Source organism: Nostoc sp., assembly GCF_036917655.1.
Classification (GTDB): Bacteria; Cyanobacteriota; Cyanobacteriia; order Cyanobacteriales; family Nostocaceae; genus Nostoc.
Map to the genome: position 1 here is coordinate 26,601 of NZ_JBALCY010000088.1, position 15,949 is coordinate 42,549.

The 15,949-nt window shown below is 40.9% G+C and carries 15 protein-coding genes and 1 pseudogene; 3 read left to right on the top strand and 13 right to left on the bottom strand.

Annotation, left to right across the window (positions count from 1 at the left end):
• Window positions 1-312: 312 nt before the first annotated feature.
• The 3 genes and pseudogenes from egtD to V7K30_RS33755 form a co-directional block, all read right to left on the bottom strand.
• Window positions 313-1,347: an L-histidine N(alpha)-methyltransferase gene (gene egtD, locus V7K30_RS33745; RefSeq protein ID WP_335006913.1), complete on the bottom strand. Its 1,035-nt coding sequence runs from the start codon at window positions 1,345-1,347 to the stop codon at window positions 313-315.
• Window positions 1,348-1,607: 260 nt separating this feature from the next.
• Window positions 1,608-1,751 (bottom strand): hypothetical protein, encoded by a 144-nt coding sequence (locus V7K30_RS33750; RefSeq protein ID WP_335006914.1) that lies wholly within the window; start codon window positions 1,749-1,751, stop codon window positions 1,608-1,610.
• An 81-nt stretch (window positions 1,752-1,832) separates the two neighbouring features.
• Window positions 1,833-2,099: pseudogene (locus V7K30_RS33755) on the bottom strand (ergothioneine biosynthesis protein EgtC); the annotation flags it as partial.
• A gap of 1 nt (window position 2,100) precedes the next feature.
• Here V7K30_RS33755 and V7K30_RS33760 point away from each other — a divergent pair.
• On the top strand, window positions 2,101-2,862 hold the full coding sequence (locus V7K30_RS33760; RefSeq protein WP_335006916.1) for a nucleotidyltransferase domain-containing protein: 762 nt from the start codon (window positions 2,101-2,103) through the stop codon (window positions 2,860-2,862).
• A 443-nt stretch (window positions 2,863-3,305) separates the two neighbouring features.
• On the opposite strand, the gene V7K30_RS33765 is transcribed toward V7K30_RS33760, so the two are convergent.
• The 9 genes from V7K30_RS33765 to V7K30_RS33805 all read right to left on the bottom strand — a co-directional run bounded on the left by V7K30_RS33765 (window position 3,306) and on the right by V7K30_RS33805 (window position 10,609).
• A complete protein-coding gene (locus V7K30_RS33765) occupies window positions 3,306-3,686 on the bottom strand; it encodes a DUF423 domain-containing protein (RefSeq protein WP_335006918.1) in 381 nt (126 codons plus the stop codon).
• Window positions 3,687-3,736: 50 nt separating this feature from the next.
• Window positions 3,737-4,216 carry a hypothetical protein gene (locus tag V7K30_RS33770; RefSeq protein ID WP_335006920.1) on the bottom strand — a complete coding sequence of 160 codons (480 nt, stop codon included), beginning with the start codon at window positions 4,214-4,216 and terminating at the stop codon, window positions 3,737-3,739.
• Window positions 4,217-4,478: 262 nt separating this feature from the next.
• Window positions 4,479-5,165: a magnesium protoporphyrin IX methyltransferase gene (bchM, locus tag V7K30_RS33775; protein WP_335006922.1), complete on the bottom strand. Its 687-nt coding sequence runs from the start codon at window positions 5,163-5,165 to the stop codon at window positions 4,479-4,481.
• A 440-nt stretch (window positions 5,166-5,605) separates the two neighbouring features.
• Window positions 5,606-6,055, bottom strand: a complete 450-nt coding sequence (locus tag V7K30_RS33780; RefSeq protein ID WP_335006924.1) for an HNH endonuclease — start codon at window positions 6,053-6,055, stop codon at window positions 5,606-5,608.
• Between the two features lie 2 nt (window positions 6,056-6,057).
• Window positions 6,058-6,336 (bottom strand): hypothetical protein, encoded by a 279-nt coding sequence (locus V7K30_RS33785; RefSeq protein WP_335006926.1) that lies wholly within the window; start codon window positions 6,334-6,336, stop codon window positions 6,058-6,060.
• A 508-nt stretch (window positions 6,337-6,844) separates the two neighbouring features.
• Complete coding sequence (locus V7K30_RS33790; RefSeq protein ID WP_335006928.1) at window positions 6,845-7,264, bottom strand: PIN domain-containing protein; 420 nt, start codon at window positions 7,262-7,264, stop codon at window positions 6,845-6,847.
• An 8-nt stretch (window positions 7,265-7,272) separates the two neighbouring features.
• Window positions 7,273-7,497 (bottom strand): hypothetical protein, encoded by a 225-nt coding sequence (locus V7K30_RS33795; RefSeq protein ID WP_335006930.1) that lies wholly within the window; start codon window positions 7,495-7,497, stop codon window positions 7,273-7,275.
• Window positions 7,498-7,556: 59 nt separating this feature from the next.
• Complete coding sequence (locus V7K30_RS33800; RefSeq protein WP_335006932.1) at window positions 7,557-9,839, bottom strand: tetratricopeptide repeat protein; 2,283 nt, start codon at window positions 9,837-9,839, stop codon at window positions 7,557-7,559.
• A 362-nt stretch (window positions 9,840-10,201) separates the two neighbouring features.
• Window positions 10,202-10,609, bottom strand: a complete 408-nt coding sequence (locus tag V7K30_RS33805) for a hypothetical protein (RefSeq protein WP_335006934.1) — start codon at window positions 10,607-10,609, stop codon at window positions 10,202-10,204.
• Between the two features lie 370 nt (window positions 10,610-10,979).
• Here V7K30_RS33805 and V7K30_RS33810 point away from each other — a divergent pair, with 370 nt between their 5' ends.
• On the top strand, window positions 10,980-14,006 hold the full coding sequence (locus V7K30_RS33810) for an SMC family ATPase (RefSeq protein WP_335006935.1): 3,027 nt from the start codon (window positions 10,980-10,982) through the stop codon (window positions 14,004-14,006).
• On the opposite strand, the gene V7K30_RS33815 is transcribed toward V7K30_RS33810, so the two are convergent.
• Window positions 14,003-15,451 carry a peptidoglycan-binding domain-containing protein gene (locus V7K30_RS33815; RefSeq protein ID WP_335006937.1) on the bottom strand — a complete coding sequence of 483 codons (1,449 nt, stop codon included), beginning with the start codon at window positions 15,449-15,451 and terminating at the stop codon, window positions 14,003-14,005. The two genes, V7K30_RS33810 and V7K30_RS33815, sit on opposite strands and share 4 nt — an antisense overlap.
• 232 nt (window positions 15,452-15,683) lie before the next feature.
• Between V7K30_RS33815 and V7K30_RS33820 the strand changes: the two genes are divergently transcribed.
• Window positions 15,684-15,806, top strand: a complete 123-nt coding sequence (locus V7K30_RS33820) for a hypothetical protein (protein ID WP_335006939.1) — start codon at window positions 15,684-15,686, stop codon at window positions 15,804-15,806.
• Window positions 15,807-15,949: the final 143 nt, after the last annotated feature.

Below are 15,949 nucleotides of genomic sequence, written 5' to 3' on the forward strand. Positions count from 1 at the left end.
AGCGGCTAAACATTTAGTTTACTTACTAGGGCTGATAGGGATATCCATTCATACATGATGTCCAACATTATTTAGTTAAAATACTACCCCAGTGAGAGAGATTCTAATTGTTCTCTCTCACTGGGGTGGGACAAATATCAGCGATCGCGGTTCTCGTTTGTATGCAATATAATATACTTTGACCTCTCTCCTAAAAGGAGAGAGGCTTTGAGCGTTAGGAAGTAACGCTACAAGGGTTGGGGCTGTTTTTGTTAGGTCTATATTGGACTCAACTGAGAACCCCTATATATGTGAGGCATACCCTGATTTGCTTTATGCTTGCAGCTGACAGAGCAGTAAACCAAACCATTGATTTGGATCTGTCCACACATGAAGAGGTAATAAACCCTGTGCAGTGAGTTCCTGCTTGATAGTATTAAGGTCAAATTTGCGAGAAATTTCGGTGAGGATAGTCTCACCTATTGCAAAATTAACCTTGAGCTTAAGAGCGCGTAATTCTACAACTTGCGATCGCAGGCTGCGTAAATGCATTTCTATTTGATGCTCACTCTCATTGTAAAACGCCCAGTGTTCAAACTGCGTGGTGTCAAAATTTCCCTCAAATTGCTGATTTAAATGCTCCAGCATATTGAGGTTAAATGCTGCCGTCACTCCTTGGCTGTCGTTATAAGCTGGTTCCAAAATCTGTTTCGGCTTTCGTAAATCTATCCCTAACAAAAAATACTCACCTACTTGCAGGGCTTCTGTAATTTCTGAAAAGAAGACATCACACTCATCAGGTGTAAGATTACCTAAACTGCTACCAATAAAACAAATTATCCTGCTGGGTAATTGCGTTGGTAGGAGTTGTGCAAGGGCTAATTCATAGGTTCCCGCTAGTGCATAAACTTGCAGTAAGGGATAATCTCTTAATAACTGCTTCGCGCTACTTTCCAACATACCTGCACTCACATCAATTGGTCGGTAGTGCAGGGGATAACCTAGATTCTGGTAGGCACTTAGTAAAATGCGGGTTTTGGTAGAACTGCCACTGCCAAGTTCTACCAATTCACAAGGGCCAGTTATCTTGGCAATTTCGCCAGCATACTGCTGTAAAATCGTTGTTTCTGTGCGTGTGAGGTAATATTCTGGTAAATCACAGATTTGCTCAAACAGATCAGAACCACGGTCATCATAAAAGTAACAGGGGGGTAGAGATTTAGGTGTTTGAGTTAATCCCTTAACCACATCACTCCCAGTACTAGGTGTAACTATTTGAGTTGCTCCTAGCAAACGCTGTATATGCAAACGTTTTTCAACGCTGTTTTGAGAAGTAACATTGCTGTTAACAGTTTTAGATATCGACATTAAACCTCCGTATTGTTGGTGTAATAGGTTACTTTTGAACGCAGACCTTTACCCCAATCAGTGAAACACATAGTCATAGCTAATAAAATCATGCCTGAGCTATATTGCTCAAGCTTTAGAGCTATTTTTAGGTCTTTTCCCATTGAAATGATAGCAAGTAAGCGCTTAAGTGCTATTTATTACTAAACCGTTACTCAATCAGCATAAACCATAGGCACTTTGCCCAGCAGGGTAGGTATCTACTGCCGTTGTCTTACCAATTAGGCGATATCTACGACTACGCAATTACAGTGTTGGGCGGTTGCTTCTTCATCTTCCCAAGAATAGGTGCGGCGATTATTAGTTTGTGCATTCAAACTGACTGCTTTTTTCCATTCGGCTTCTGTGGGTAACAGCTTACCCACAAATCACGAATATGCCTCAGCTTCATACCAACTAATACCGTAAACTGAGTGATTATCCCAACTGCGTAGCTTGCTGCCGTAGACATAAGCAAGTACACACTTTGATTCAATGTAACGGTTGAGACTGACTAAGTTGATGTCATTCCAAATAGATAGGGTATTTTTGTAGGTAAAGGGTTCGATATCTTTTTGAATATGATACCAACCCACACCAAAGCCATCTGCATTTACTACCCCAGAGGTGATTTCGCGGGGTTGATAACTCTGGACTATCAGTGAGTGTTCTGGTTTATACAAAAGATGCTCTAAAGAAACAGGTGAACCGAGGTAAGCAAGTAAACGGCACATTATGAATATTCCACCTTCTATTAACACAATTATTGGGCAACAGCCTTACCCGCTTTTATTCACCATCATCAGTGGTTCCCACTTATATGGCTTTCCGTCACCTGATTCTGATTATGACTTGCGTGGTGTGCATATTTTACCAGTTCAAGAAGTGGTGGGATTAGAGACTAGGAATGAAACTATTGAAGTTTCAGAAGTTCGTGAATCTTTAGAAATTGATTTAGTTACTCATGATGTCAAAAAATTCTTTTTGATGCTACTTAAAAAGAATGGTTATGTGTTAGAACAACTGTATTCACCTTTAGTATTAACAACTTCACCCGAACATGAGGAATTGAAATTTGTTGCAAAAAATTGTATTACCCGTCACCATAGCTACCACTATATTGGTTTTGCCGCAACACAATGGAAACTTTTTAATAAAGAAAGCACGCATCGAATAAAGCCATTACTTTATGTTTATCGAGTTCTATTGACTGGGATTTATCTAATGCAAACAGGGGTAATTGAAGCTAATTTAATTAAGCTAAATGAGGTTTTTGCTTTACCATATATTCATGATTTAATCGCCCAAAAGCTAGTAGGAACAGAAAGGTCTATTTTGTCAGAAGTTAATGTCGCTTTTCATCAAAGAGAATACGAACGTCTGCGTAATAAGTTGCAGGAGGCCTATGAATCCAGCCCATTGCCTGAAGTACCTTCAGCTAAGGTGGCTTTGCATAATTTGTTGTTACGCCTGAGAGCGAAGAACTATGAATTATGAGTTAAAAAGTCATAATTCATAACTTGGAAAAAACATAAATTCCCAAAATAGATTTTTAATTTTGCATTGATTAGAGAGTAGTGATACTAATTTGTTTGTGTCTTAATAGGTAAGACGATTAAAAACTCTGTCCCTGTTTATTGCTTTTTTTTATTCATGGCTTCTGTAAGATTACGGAAATAAGTTTGATGAATTGGGCAATCCTATTGGTTGGAAAATATTCTTGTTGCTTTATTAATTTTTATACTTTATACTCACTTTCTCTCCTTAGAAATGAAGAAATTTAGTTCCTCATTCGTAACTTATAAATTGAGCATTACAATACCCAATTGACTATGATCTATTCATATAAAATCTGCTGTAAAAAGCAGGGAATTGAGCCTCAAAAAAATAGAGTTAGGAGTTAAGATTTTTTAACTCCTAACTCTCCATTTATAACTTTTTTACAACTTCAAATTCCAAGCAGCAAAAGCTAAAGCGCCCCAACCAACAATCAAAACTGTGCCGCCTAGTGGTGTGATCGCTCCCAAGAATTTAATACCGGTTAAGCTAAGGGTGTACAAGCTTCCTGAGAAAATAGCAATGCCAATGATAAACAGCCATCCACTGGCTACGAGAGTGGGTTGAGGAAATTCGGTGCGACTAATTAGTAATGCTACGAGAAAAAGTGCTAGAGCATGATACATTTGGTAACGAGCGCCAGTTTCAAAAATTTCTAGCGATCGCTCACTAATTTTTTCCCGCAAGGCATGGGTAGCAAAAGCACCAGCAGCAACTGACAAACCGCCTAAAATGGCAGCTACGATCAAAAAAATCTGCGTCATTAGACCTAGCCGTAAGTTGATGTGGAATTTAACGGGCCATTAGATATCAGTTAGACATCAAAATGATATGATACAGCCCCTTCTTCATTCACCTTAAAGTTTGCATTGAAGTCTTTAGCTTTTTCATCTAAATATTGTCTGGCGTGGGCTGCGGGTAGTTGTGACTGCATTGCAAAGCCTAAAACAGTTACACGCCCATGATTTTCTTGTAGCATCTCATAAAAAACTGATTGCAGGCGATCGCTAACTTGCTGATTAAGCGCCTTTTTTTCCTGTCTGCTTTGACGGTACAATCCCAATGCTAACCATGTGCCCAGTGTTAGGGTAGGAACGCCAAAAACTAGACCACCAACAGCAGTATTATCATCTTCATAAGTAGCATTTGGTGCGGTAAAATCATATCCATCTTTCACTGGTATGTACACCTTACGTGTAGCAAATTTTTCCAATGTCGCTGTTGCTGATAGCATTAAAAACATGAATCCGAGTGTCAGTAGCCAACCGGCAGCCAATTTTTCAGCAGTTTTCATAGTTCCACTTCAGATTTGAACTTTGCTAGCGATTTTAACCTGACTTTTGCAAAGGTTCTAGTATATCAATCTACTCCCGGCGATGGTTTTTTAGCTTTTGTACCGAACTTTTTGCCTACCTTGCTAGTGAGTAGCCTGTCAACAAACAATTGAGAGGTGCGGATTGTTCGTAGTTTGCGCTGTCTTCGCCAAAGTGCAAACTACGAACCTATCAAATTAAATTTGACAGACTAATAATATTTATCTTGCTGCGATTTTAACTTCATTTACGTGTAGCTTCCAGTAGGCGGGAAAAATAGAAGCGAGTCTTCGTCATCGCTTTTCGTTGCAAAGAAAAGCCATTACTTTCCAAGATTCTTACCACATCAGCCTCACGATGCAAATATGCACGAGTCGCTTTACTTGGCCCAGGAAAGAAACTGCCAATTTTCTTGAGTATACTCAGGGCGCAGGTCTTCGGTGCAAAACTGAGAATTATCCGCGACTGTGCCAAAGAACAGAGATGAGATATCATCTCATCAGCTTTTTCTTGGGGGTAGTGGATAAGAACATCCAAGCAAATAACGGTATGGTAACTACCACTCAACGATTCCAAATCCTGCACGGCAAAAGTGGGATTTTCGGCATTTGGCAAGGCAAGCTTTGCTCTATCCTTGCCTTCTTCCACCATTTTTTCAGAAATATCGGTGGCATAGACTTTGGCACCATCTACCGCTAAAGGGATGCTGAGACTACCGACACCACACCCAGCATCGCAAATTGATAACTCTGGTAAATTGTTATCAGCCTTCAGCCAGCCGAGAACTGTATCCACGGTTTGCTGGTGTCCATTGCGGATGTCTAGTTGGATTTTGTTGACTTCACCATCGCCGTAGATTCGCTTCCAACGGTCAAACCCTGTGGAATTGAAATACTCACGAACAATTGTTTTATCGTCAGCTACGTTCATAAACTTTGATTTTTAGGGGTTCCCAATGCTTCAAATTATCATTGATAGGAACCCATAAGAACGGTCTTCCAGATTTTTCTAGATATAGTTTGCGGCTATGGGCTTGGAGCAAGTTTTTTCTTTAGCATCAGACACCCTATTTTCAGTTTCTTGCCGCATTGGTCAATTGCGATCGCTGTTGGGTCAGTGATGAGTGTATCATTGATGGGAATCCACAAGAGCGATCGCGTGGTTTTATAATTGCGAAAATGGCGGGTGTATCAATCAATGCTATTTTCAGGTAAATCTTGAATTTGGTTCATTTTCTTACTACAAAACACATCTTATTACTTGATGTTTATAGCGTTTCTCGCTTGAGTGAGGTACACCCGCAACGACACGGCAGTGCCCCTACTGCGATATAATCTTGTACCGCATCTGAATGGGAACCGCTATATAAATTAACTTATATCCTCGATAGGATCTTCTGGTGGAGGATGACGGTTAACTACTTTGTCAGCAGCACGAATATTTACAATTCTTTCTCGATTTAAATTTAGCGCAGCTATTGTTGCTTGGCCAGTTTGTGTTAACCCATTAATTTTAAGTTTATCAGCAGACCAAATAAAATGTTCACTCCAGAGACTTTCTCTTGGATTAAATAAAGCAACCTCTAAACCAGATTCAGGAGCTACGGCTGTGGTTTTGGCTGATTTTTTGCGGTTACAAGGGAAACAAGCTAAAGCCAAATTATCTATAGTATCTTTGCCATTTTGACTTAAGGGAATAACATGATCTACTGTGAATAATACATACTGCCATTTTTCTGAAGCGTAGCAATATTCACACAATTCAGAGGCTCGCTGACGTACTTGTTGCTGAATTACATCAATAATTTTACGACTAGCCACTTTTACACAGTCTGATTATTGGGATTTTGTAAAATATTTCTAGCTAGACGATTGATAAAACTTAGGTAATCGTCAATTTCTTCGTAGCTATCTAGCTCTTGTTCTTCTTCGGAGTTGAGTGGAGAAATTTGTTGTTTAGCTAGTAAAGCTGCAATGCGATTCTGGACAATGCTAGAAGCTCTAAATATGGGTATTCCCTCTTGCAACTCAATGCTGATTGCACCTTCTAAAGATAAGCTAGCAGGTAGATTTTGAAGCGTTGGTAGCAATGGAGTTGTCATAGTTAATTCTATGAAATCTTGTGAGTGATTATAGCGTATCAATAAAAATGGTGTCTAAAAAGAGTTTATCTTTGTTCATTGATGACAGTTCGTTTAGGTGTACCATATAAGTAACAATCGTGTTCACTTGCTACTATAGCGGTTCTCAGTTGAGTGAGGTACAAGAACCCCACCCCCAACCCCCTCCCTGCAAGCGATGAGCTTGCTCTGATGTAACTCATTTGTTAGGAAAAGCTATAATACTCCACCCAGCTTAAACCACGCATTAGTTTCACCCCTGCGCTCGCTGTTGGCTCAGTGATGAGTGTATCATTAGATGGGAATCGACAAGAGCGATCGCGTGGTTTTTTAAATATTTTTTTAATTCTTTCAATTACTTGCCAATCAAAAAGCTAATCCAAAGATTAGTATCAATGATTATCTTGATACCTGTGCCATTTCTGCAAAATCCATTGCTTGTTTGTGTAAGTCTTGAATCTCGTTCATTATGAACATCAAACAAAAATTTTCATTGTCGCCAATTATCGATTACTAAAGGATATCCTAATGCTTGGATATTTTGATAATGTTTAGTATTACCCGTTACTAATATTAAATTATTTTCGATCGCTATAGAAGCTATTAAGACATCTGCTAATCCAATTGGTTGTCCCGCTTTTTCTAAATCTGCCTGAATCAAACCTGAAATTTCCGCACAGCTTTGGTCTAAATGCAAAATTTCTACTTGAGACAAATCTGCCAAAAATTCTTGAATGCGGTCATTGCGATTTATTTTCCTCCATCCCTTGATAATTTCGGAAACAGTAATTACAGAAATTGCGTACTGTTGCCATATAGCTCTATAAGTAATAGATTTAGCATTGATTTTAGGATTTTTACCTTTGCGAGTTTCTGATAAAATATCTGTATCAATTAAAGATTTTCTCACAACTAACTTTAGTCTCTATAATTCCTGTGTTTTAAAATATCTGCAACCATTTCATCAACTAATTCAGAATCATTAGCCCATTTTCCAATAAATGAATCATTAAGAACTTCTGGTTGAGTAAGATGATCAATCATTGCTTTAATTAAATCTGATACTTGGCAATTATTGGTTTGTGCCAATTGGTTGATTTTTGCAAGTGTTTCTTCATCAAGTTCTATTTCTAGTTTTTGCATAAGTGATTAAGGAGTTGGAAATTAACAGCTTAGATTTATTATAAGTGAATGGATTTTGTTTATCGCCGAAACCAAGCACGAACCCAACGCCACAACCGAAGCAACCACACCCAAAACCCACGGTGGGAGACTACAGGTGTTTTTGGTTGAGAAAGACGCTCAATTGCATCGTTGCAAAGTAGTAATTCGGCATTGACTCCCATTTCCTGAAACCGTTCACGGGCATTGCGATAAGCACCCAGAGCATCTGATTCACGATAGACTTTTTCTAATGTCAGCCCCAAATTAAACCAGGCGTTTGCTTGTCCTCTAAGATTACCTATCTTCCTTTGTATTTGCAAAGACTGCTGGTAGTAATCAAAGGCTCGCTCATAATTATCCAAAGAGCGGTAAACATTGCCCAAATTTCCTAAAGAATTGCCTTCACCAGAGCGATCACCTATTTTCTTAAATATCTCCACTGACTGCTGGTAATACTCTATTGCTTGCTGATATTGTCCCAACAGGTAGTAAATATTGCCCAAACCTGTTAAAGAATTACCTTCACCTCTGCATTCACCTATTTCCTCAAATATCTTCAAAGACTTTTGGAAAAAGTCAATCGCTTGGGGGTACTGCCTTAAACCTCGGTAAGCAATGCCCAAATTGTTTAAGGAAGCCCCTTCTCCACTGCGATCACCTGTTTTTTGAAATATTTCTAAAGACTTTTGGTAGTAATCAATCGCTTTTGGATACTGCCCTAAAGAATCGTAAGCATTGCCCAAATTGCCTAGTGAAGTAGCCTGCCCTTTATGATCGCCTATTTCTATTTTAATGTCTAAAGACTTCTCGTGCCATTTAATTGTCTGTTGGTACTGCCCTAGTGAGTGGAAAGCATTACCTAAAGAAGTAAAGGCAGCAGCATGATTCAAGTTATTTCTCTCCGCTTTCTTTTTCCACGCTGCTATTAACTGTCCATATAAATCAACTTGAATAGTATAATATCCACGCAATATCAAGAAATCATTGCAAGCCCATAATATATCAAACGCCGAGTCATAATTTTCTAGTTGAACCCAATGATGAAAAACTTCTAAATATTCCTTGATATCTTCTTTAGTCTGCCAAGGTTTTTGTTTAAGATTCAAAAGATAGTAATTGATCGCTCGTTGATGCACCTCTGTCCGATCGCCAGCCTGATACCGCACATACTCCAAAACCACGGGCTGAAATTCAAATCGCCGCTTCCCATTAAGCTTTTCTACCAACAAAGAACGCTTAACCAGATTCCTCAATTCTCCCTCAATCTCGGCTGCTGAACTTCCTGGCAACATAGCCACGGCTGCTGCACTGTCAATCGCACCACGATAAACACTAATATTCAGCAATAACGCCTTTTGTAACTCATTCAACCGATTAAAACTGGCATCCAACACCAAAACCATCCCCACATTTTCCCGGCGATGGACACCTACCACTTGGGAATCTGTCAAGAACTGCCGCAAATTCCCTAAGCCTAAATCTGCTAACCTGCTTAAATCGGGGTCTTGTGAATATTCTTCTTTTAATAAGTCCGCTACCAATCTCAACAGTAGGGGATGCCCATCTACTAATTCGACAAACTGCGTTAAATCTCCCCGAATGCCTAATACAGTTAACAGTGCTACCCCTTCATCTACTTGCAAACCTTTCAGGGGTAGCCACTCAAAGCCTTTTAATTCTGGTCTTTCCCTGGTGGTGACTAACACCTTACTATTCCCGCCATGTTCCACCCATGCTTGGAAAAAGTCGCCGTAAAATAGACTTCCCCACTGTCTATCAGGTTGTAATAAACTCTCCAGGTTGTCAATAATCAGTAAAAATTGCCCAGAACGTAAACACCTAACTAGCGCCTCTACTAACTGCGCTTCTTGTTCTGGAACGGGAAAGCCAAACTCTGTGAGGACTTGGCGGGCTAAATCGCTAAAACTTGCCCCGTTACTGACATCAGCCCAAAATCGCTTGGGGAAACCAACAATTTCATCATAAATTTTAGCAGCTAGCATCGATTTACCTGTGCCACCGATGCCTTCTATACCAATTAAAAAGGTATTTTCATCAGTTAACCATTGCTGTATTTGGGCGATTTCTGCTGTTCTTCCTTGCCAGTAAGCCAAACTTTTACCAGGATCCCCAGCTCTGAGAACTCCTGGCGATTCAGCCTTACTACCGCTTTCTAGATGAACGAGAAATTGAACTTGTCCTGCGTTCAGATGAAAATTTTCTGCATTAACACTACCAATTTGAGTTAATTTACTCTCATCTTGAGCAGTTCCCTCCATCTTGATGACTTTTGGGTTACTGGGGTTTGGTTCTTCCGCCATAGTTACTCAGCACAGATACAAATTTTGCTGGGTGCTGTCGTTGTGAACTTGAAACTTGGTGTTCAGAACTTGAAACTTGGTGTTCAGAACTCGAAACTTGATGTTCAAAACTCGAAACTTGATGTTCAGAACTCGAAACTTGATGTTCAGAACTCGAAACTTGATGTTCAGAACTCGAAACTTGATGTTCAGAACTCGAAACTTGATGTTCAGAACTCGGAACTTGGTGTTCAGAACTCGAAGCTTGGTGTTTGGAACTATTGTTACTAGCAGATTATACTACCAAATGAGCGGATCGCACTCAATATGGTTTGGTTAAGGCAAGAGACGCGATAAATCGCCGTCTCTACAAAGGGCTGCGTTTAAAAATTCACTTCATTAGCGTCAATCTTCCCGATTTGATTGACTTTACTCTGGTCGTAAGCATTAGCACTCAACTGAATCTTGTCTCCAGGTTTATCAAGCGATGCTTGCAAAATCTGGGCTATCTCTTCCGCCAGTGCTGTATCCGCTTCTAAAATCTTCTTCAATTGCACTCGCAAACTTGCTTGTAAATCTTCATCCTCTGGCTTTTGCGCCACATCCGTAGCTGCTTCTTTTGCTGCTTCCTTAGCCTCTACTTTGGGATGTAACTTATCCCAAATAGCTTTGGCTTTAATCCAAACATCCTCACCTACTTTTTTAGATGCCCCTTCTACGGCTTTGTTACCCACATTTAACAGAAATGGCAGACAGGGAGCGAGAAGTTTAACAAGTAGAGCTATATCCATTGGTTTATGATGTCTATCTCAGAAATGTACATTTTTACTGAGTATATTAACGCTTTTTCCCTTATCACCTTGATTCTTTTACTTTGACGCGAAATTTAGCCCAATCATCTCAATGCTTGTAACAACTCTTCGATGAATGTTTTTATCTCAGACAACAGGGAGAAATAACAAGACGCCTCCAGGGAAGTTTCATTTTTCTCCGAAGACAGCAAAATTTCTTCATGAAACAAGAGAAATTTGCTTATTATATTGTTAAATTTTGTAAAATTGATGTCTTCAAGACTAGAAACCTGATATCTAGATAGCTAAACTAACAAACAGTGCATCTGTACTGTTAATTATTAAAAGTAGATGTGGCGCTATAGCGTGAATGATCCCAGTACAACTTATCCTCAAAAACTTTCTTAGTTACCGTGATGCAACTTTAGATTTTCGCGGTTTGCATACGGCTTGTATTTGTGGTTCCAATGGTGCGGGTAAATCTTCCCTTTTGGAAGCAATCACTTGGGCGATTTGGGGTGAAAGCCGCGCCACTGCTGAAGATGATGTCATCTATTCTGGCGCCAAAGAAGTTCGGGTTGATTTTACTTTCCAAAGTAACCAGCAAAAATATCGGGTGATTCGTACCCGAATTCGGGCAGGTACTAGCGTTCTTGAATTTCAAATAGAAATCCCATCTGGGTTTCGCTCACTCACTGGTAAAGGGGTAAGAGCAACCCAGGATTTGATTCTAGAACACATTAAGCTCGATTATGATACATTTATTAATTCTGCCTACTTACGTCAAGGTCGTGCAGATGAATTCATGCTCAAGCGCCCCACCGAACGCAAAGAAATTTTAGCGGAGTTGTTGAAACTCAATCAGTATGATGATTTGGAAGAACGGGCAAAGGAATCTTCTCGTCAGTTCAAAGCACAGGCGCTAGAGCTAGAGCGTTCTTTGGAGTCGATAAAAATTCAGCTGCAACAACGCCAGACAACCGAAGCCCAAAGAGTGGAGTTAGAAGCGGAACTCAACCAACTACAACAGGTGCAAGCTTTTGATAATATTCAATTACAAAGTTTGCAAGTTGTCCAGCACCAGCGCCAAAATTGGGAACAACAACTCAACTTTGTGAAGCAGCAATACCAAAATCTTACCCAAGATTGCGATCGCCTCCAACAAGAACAATCAGCTATTGGCTCTCAGCTATCAGATTTAGAAAAAATATTAAATCAAGAAGCTGAGATAAAAGCTGGATACGCCCAATATCAAAGTCTCCAATCTCAAGAAGAAGCTTTTGCTATCAAATTTGAAGAATACACCCGCGCCCAACAAACTCGCCAACAAAAGCAACAACAGCTTACCAAACAAATTCACGAAATCGAACGGCAACTGCAACAAGCCCAAGCCCAAATTGAAGCTTTGCAGCAACAAGAGCGAGATATTCAGCAAACTCTGACTAAATCAGGTGAAGTCGAAGCGGCTTTGGCACAACTGGGCGCAGCCCGTCACCATGTTGCTCGCCTAGATCAATTGCAAATGCAAGTTACTCCCTTGTTGCAACAACGAGCAACTTTACAAAGCCAACTCGATCGCACTCATGCTAGTTTAGTCGCGCGACTCGAACAAATCCAAAATACTGAGAACCAATTGCAACGCCAGCAGCGACGACAACCGCAACTACAACAAGCGGTGATGGATGTGGGAATCCAGATTGAGGAACTGGAGAAAAAGCGGGTTTATCTGCAACGAGTCCAGGAAAAAGGGCAAGAAAGGCGGCACTTTATTGAACGTCTGCAAGCTCATCAACGGGACTATGAAAAGCTACTGGCAGAATTAGAGCAAAAATTGCAAATGCTCCAAAATCCAGAAGCACTTTGTCCATTATGTGAGCGTCCCTTGGATGAACATCACTGGAGTCGGGTGGTGGAAAAAACCCAGGCTGAGTTAGAAGATACTCAAGGGCAGTTTTGGGTAGTCCGAGAACAAATGGCTGTGTCTGACAGAGAAATTCAGGTACTGAGGCAGGAATATCGGGACATTTCCCAACAGTTGGCGGGCTACGATGGTTTACGCGAACAACGGGGACAGTTGGCAGCACAGTTAGAAGCTACAACTGATGTCCAACAACAGTTACAACAAATTGCTGCCGAAAAACAGCATTTAGAGCGATCGCTCCAAGGTGGTGATTACGCTCCCGATAAACAAGCGGAACTCCGGCAGCTAGACCAATATCTGCAACAAGCTAATTATAATGAACAAGATCACGCCCTCGCCCGGAGCGAAGTTGAGCGTTGGCGATGGGCAGAAATTAAACAAGGACAAATTAAAGATGCGACTAAGCGACAAGCGCAATTATTAGCCCGAAAACCAGAATTACAATCCCAAATTGTCCAATTACAAACCAGAATCCAGCAGGATCAGACTGATTCGGAATGTGCTAAACAAATCGCGGCTCTTGAACGTCACATTGCCGAAATTGGCTACAGTTCCGAGCAGCACAACAATCTGCGGATAGCTGTAAAGAAAGCTCAATCTTGGCATTTGCGGTATCAACAACTACTATCAGCCCAGCAGCAGTATCCGCAACTCCAGACGAGATTGCAAGAGTTAGAGGAGTCTAGAAGCGCTAGATTAACCGAGCGGCAAAAACTCGGCGGACAAATTGAAAGCATTATCCAGCAATTACAAGCTACAGCTAACCCATCCGCCCAAATTCAAGCTTTAGAGCAGCAGTTAGTAATACGGAGACGGCAACTTGATGAGCAGATAGCTAAGTTGGGACGTTTAGAACAGCTGGCGCATCAACTGGAAACGCTGCAAATTCAATATGAACAACAGCAGCAGCAACTACAATCTTGCAAGCAGGAATATCGTGTTTATCAGGAATTAACGCAAGCTTTTGGTAAAAATGGTATCCAAGCATTGATGATTGAAAATGTGTTACCGCAACTGGAAGCCGAGACAAATCAACTACTTTCGCGGCTGAGTGGGAATCAGTTTCATGTCCAATTTATTACTCAAAAAGCTGGACGCAGTGCGAAATCAACCAAGAAAAATGCCAAGCTGATAGACACTTTGGATATTTTAATCGCCGATTCTAGAGGAACGCGATCTTATGAAACTTACTCTGGTGGAGAAGCCTTTAGAATTAACTTTGCCATCCGTTTAGCCCTGGCGAAATTATTAGCGCAACGGGCGGGGGCGGCGTTGCAATTGTTGATTGTGGATGAGGGTTTTGGTACACAGGATGCTGAAGGATGCGATCGCTTGATTGCCGCGATTAATGCGATCTCCTCCGATTTCGCCTGCATCCTTACTGTCACCCACATGCCACACCTCAAAGAAGCTTTCCAAGCCAGGATTGAGGTGAATAAAACTCAGGAGGGTTCGCAGTTGAGTTTGTCAATTTAATTGTATTTTACCCGTGCATCTAGACCATAGGAGCGGAGCTTTTTCGATAGCGTTTCTGCTTGTGTGCGATCGCTAAATGCCCCAGCATTCACATAATCCCCTAGATTAGATTGCTCCGCGACAGCATTGGGTATATATTGTTGAACTTTACTCAGAGTATCATTACTGGAAATTGGCACTATTACTCTATAAGGATTATTAGCAACTAATGTGTTGCCATTAGTAACAGGTACTACATAGTCATTCGTAGGAGGTAATGCATAGCGATTAGTCTCAGGTAATACATAACCATTAGCCTCAGCAGAATTGCCCCCAGTCGAGCTATTCAACCCTAATGCTTGCCAAGTTTGCCAATCTACATTTCCAGTAGAATTAAGTCGGGAAGATTGCTGGAATCCAATCACAGATTGTCTGGTGGAATCGTTGAAAAAGCCATCAGGATTGGTATTAGAGAAACCCAACTGCGACAAACGCTCTTGAACTAATCTGACATTCTCTCCCTGATCGCCTACAGTCAGATAATTTCTACCTGGTTGTTGAGTAGGATATCCACCTGTGGAGGCTCTACGCACTGACGCCAAAACTTGGGCATTGGCGATGCCATCAACAGGTAGGCGATTATTTCGCTGGAATGCAATTACGGCTTCTCTAGTCATTGGGCCAATATTCCCAGTGGCATTAGTATTTAAATAACCTAGCTGCCGCAAACGCACTTGGAGTTCTCTCACTTGTTGAGTTGAAAGACTCGATCTCGCTGAAGTCGGAGAGGAACCCATGAGTGCGTTCCAAGTTTGTCGATTCACAATCCCGTTAGCAGCTATGCGATAATTCCGCTGGAATGAAATTACAGCATCTTTAGTAATTTTTCCAAAATTCCCAGTGGGATTAGCATTAAAGTAGCCTAACTGCCGTAGACGTTGTTGCAACCTTGTCACGGCTGCACCAGTTTTGCCTTGAGAGAGAACAGGATATTGACCACTTGGCGATGCCTGGGTTGGGCTACGCCTACGCAATCCGCTACTGGTATTTCTACTAGAAGTTCTACTCTGACATGCTTGTTGCAAAGCTCGTTGAGTACTAGCACCCACAACTCCATCAGCAGGTATTCTATTGGCTTGCTGGAATTTGATCACAGCATTTTGAGTCAAGCTAGCAAACTTGCCACTCACCGGGCCGTTAAAGTAGCCTAACTTTTTTAAACACCTCTGGCTACTGGTAACTTCAGACCCATTACTTCCTATTTTCTGAAGTGCTAAAGCTTGCCCAGCTATACTCAGAAGCCCCATAGTCAGTGCTACAGACAAAAGACGCATCGCCGCACCGCTAGATAACTTTTTCCAATTCAAAAATTTGAAATTAGCTACGGTAGGAACAACCTTGACGCTTTCGGATGACTCGTAGACTGAGGCAAGCTTGGTTAAATAGCTATCTACCCCTGTTTTCACTTGCTTTTTTCAAGTTATGGCTACACAGGATTATACCAGTTTCTCTGTGTTATGTTTGTTTTTTGTATGATTATTTATAAGTAATTTTTCCCAGCTGATGGTAATTGAGTCACCATAATTCTAATACCGTTCAGTTAAGGATTTTTTGTGAAGATTTTACCTCTGTAGAGGTGATCAATCATGCAAATTATCTGATCTCAAGCCTATTGAATCGCGCATAATCCTCAAGCTAATGCTCCACGGTATCTACGATATACGTTTAATTTTATTCTCCGTTGCGATCGCCATGCTTACGGCTTACACCACAGTTGATCTAGCTATAAGAGTCACAGACGCTAAATCGCCGGAACTTTAGGGTTAGCAAGAGGGGCGATCGCATGGGAATACTTTATATAGGACTCCTACTTGATTTTTGAACAAAACTCAGTACACCTTTATTCCTTCTTCCCTGTTAAGAGTTAAGAGTTCCTTTTCTCTACGAGTGATTCAGGAATCAAA

What these genes read in the sequence shown, in the direction of transcription:
- egtD (WP_335006913.1), bottom strand. Translation starts at nt 1,347, where the DNA reads ATGTCGATATCTAAAACTGTTAACAGCAATGTTACTTCTCAAAACAGC.
- V7K30_RS33760 (WP_335006916.1), top strand. Translation starts at nt 2,101, where the DNA reads ATGAATATTCCACCTTCTATTAACACAATTATTGGGCAACAGCCTTAC.
- V7K30_RS33765 (WP_335006918.1), bottom strand. Translation starts at nt 3,686, where the DNA reads ATGACGCAGATTTTTTTGATCGTAGCTGCCATTTTAGGCGGTTTGTCA.
- V7K30_RS33770 (WP_335006920.1), bottom strand. Translation starts at nt 4,216, where the DNA reads ATGAAAACTGCTGAAAAATTGGCTGCCGGTTGGCTACTGACACTCGGA.
- bchM (WP_335006922.1), bottom strand. Translation starts at nt 5,165, where the DNA reads ATGAACGTAGCTGACGATAAAACAATTGTTCGTGAGTATTTCAATTCC.
- V7K30_RS33785 (WP_335006926.1), bottom strand. Translation starts at nt 6,336, where the DNA reads ATGACAACTCCATTGCTACCAACGCTTCAAAATCTACCTGCTAGCTTA.
- V7K30_RS33795 (WP_335006930.1), bottom strand. Translation starts at nt 7,497, where the DNA reads ATGCAAAAACTAGAAATAGAACTTGATGAAGAAACACTTGCAAAAATC.
- V7K30_RS33800 (WP_335006932.1), bottom strand. Translation starts at nt 9,839, where the DNA reads ATGGCGGAAGAACCAAACCCCAGTAACCCAAAAGTCATCAAGATGGAG.
- V7K30_RS33805 (WP_335006934.1), bottom strand. Translation starts at nt 10,609, where the DNA reads ATGGATATAGCTCTACTTGTTAAACTTCTCGCTCCCTGTCTGCCATTT.
- V7K30_RS33810 (WP_335006935.1), top strand. Translation starts at nt 10,980, where the DNA reads ATGATCCCAGTACAACTTATCCTCAAAAACTTTCTTAGTTACCGTGAT.
- V7K30_RS33820 (WP_335006939.1), top strand. Translation starts at nt 15,684, where the DNA reads ATGCTCCACGGTATCTACGATATACGTTTAATTTTATTCTCCGTTGCG.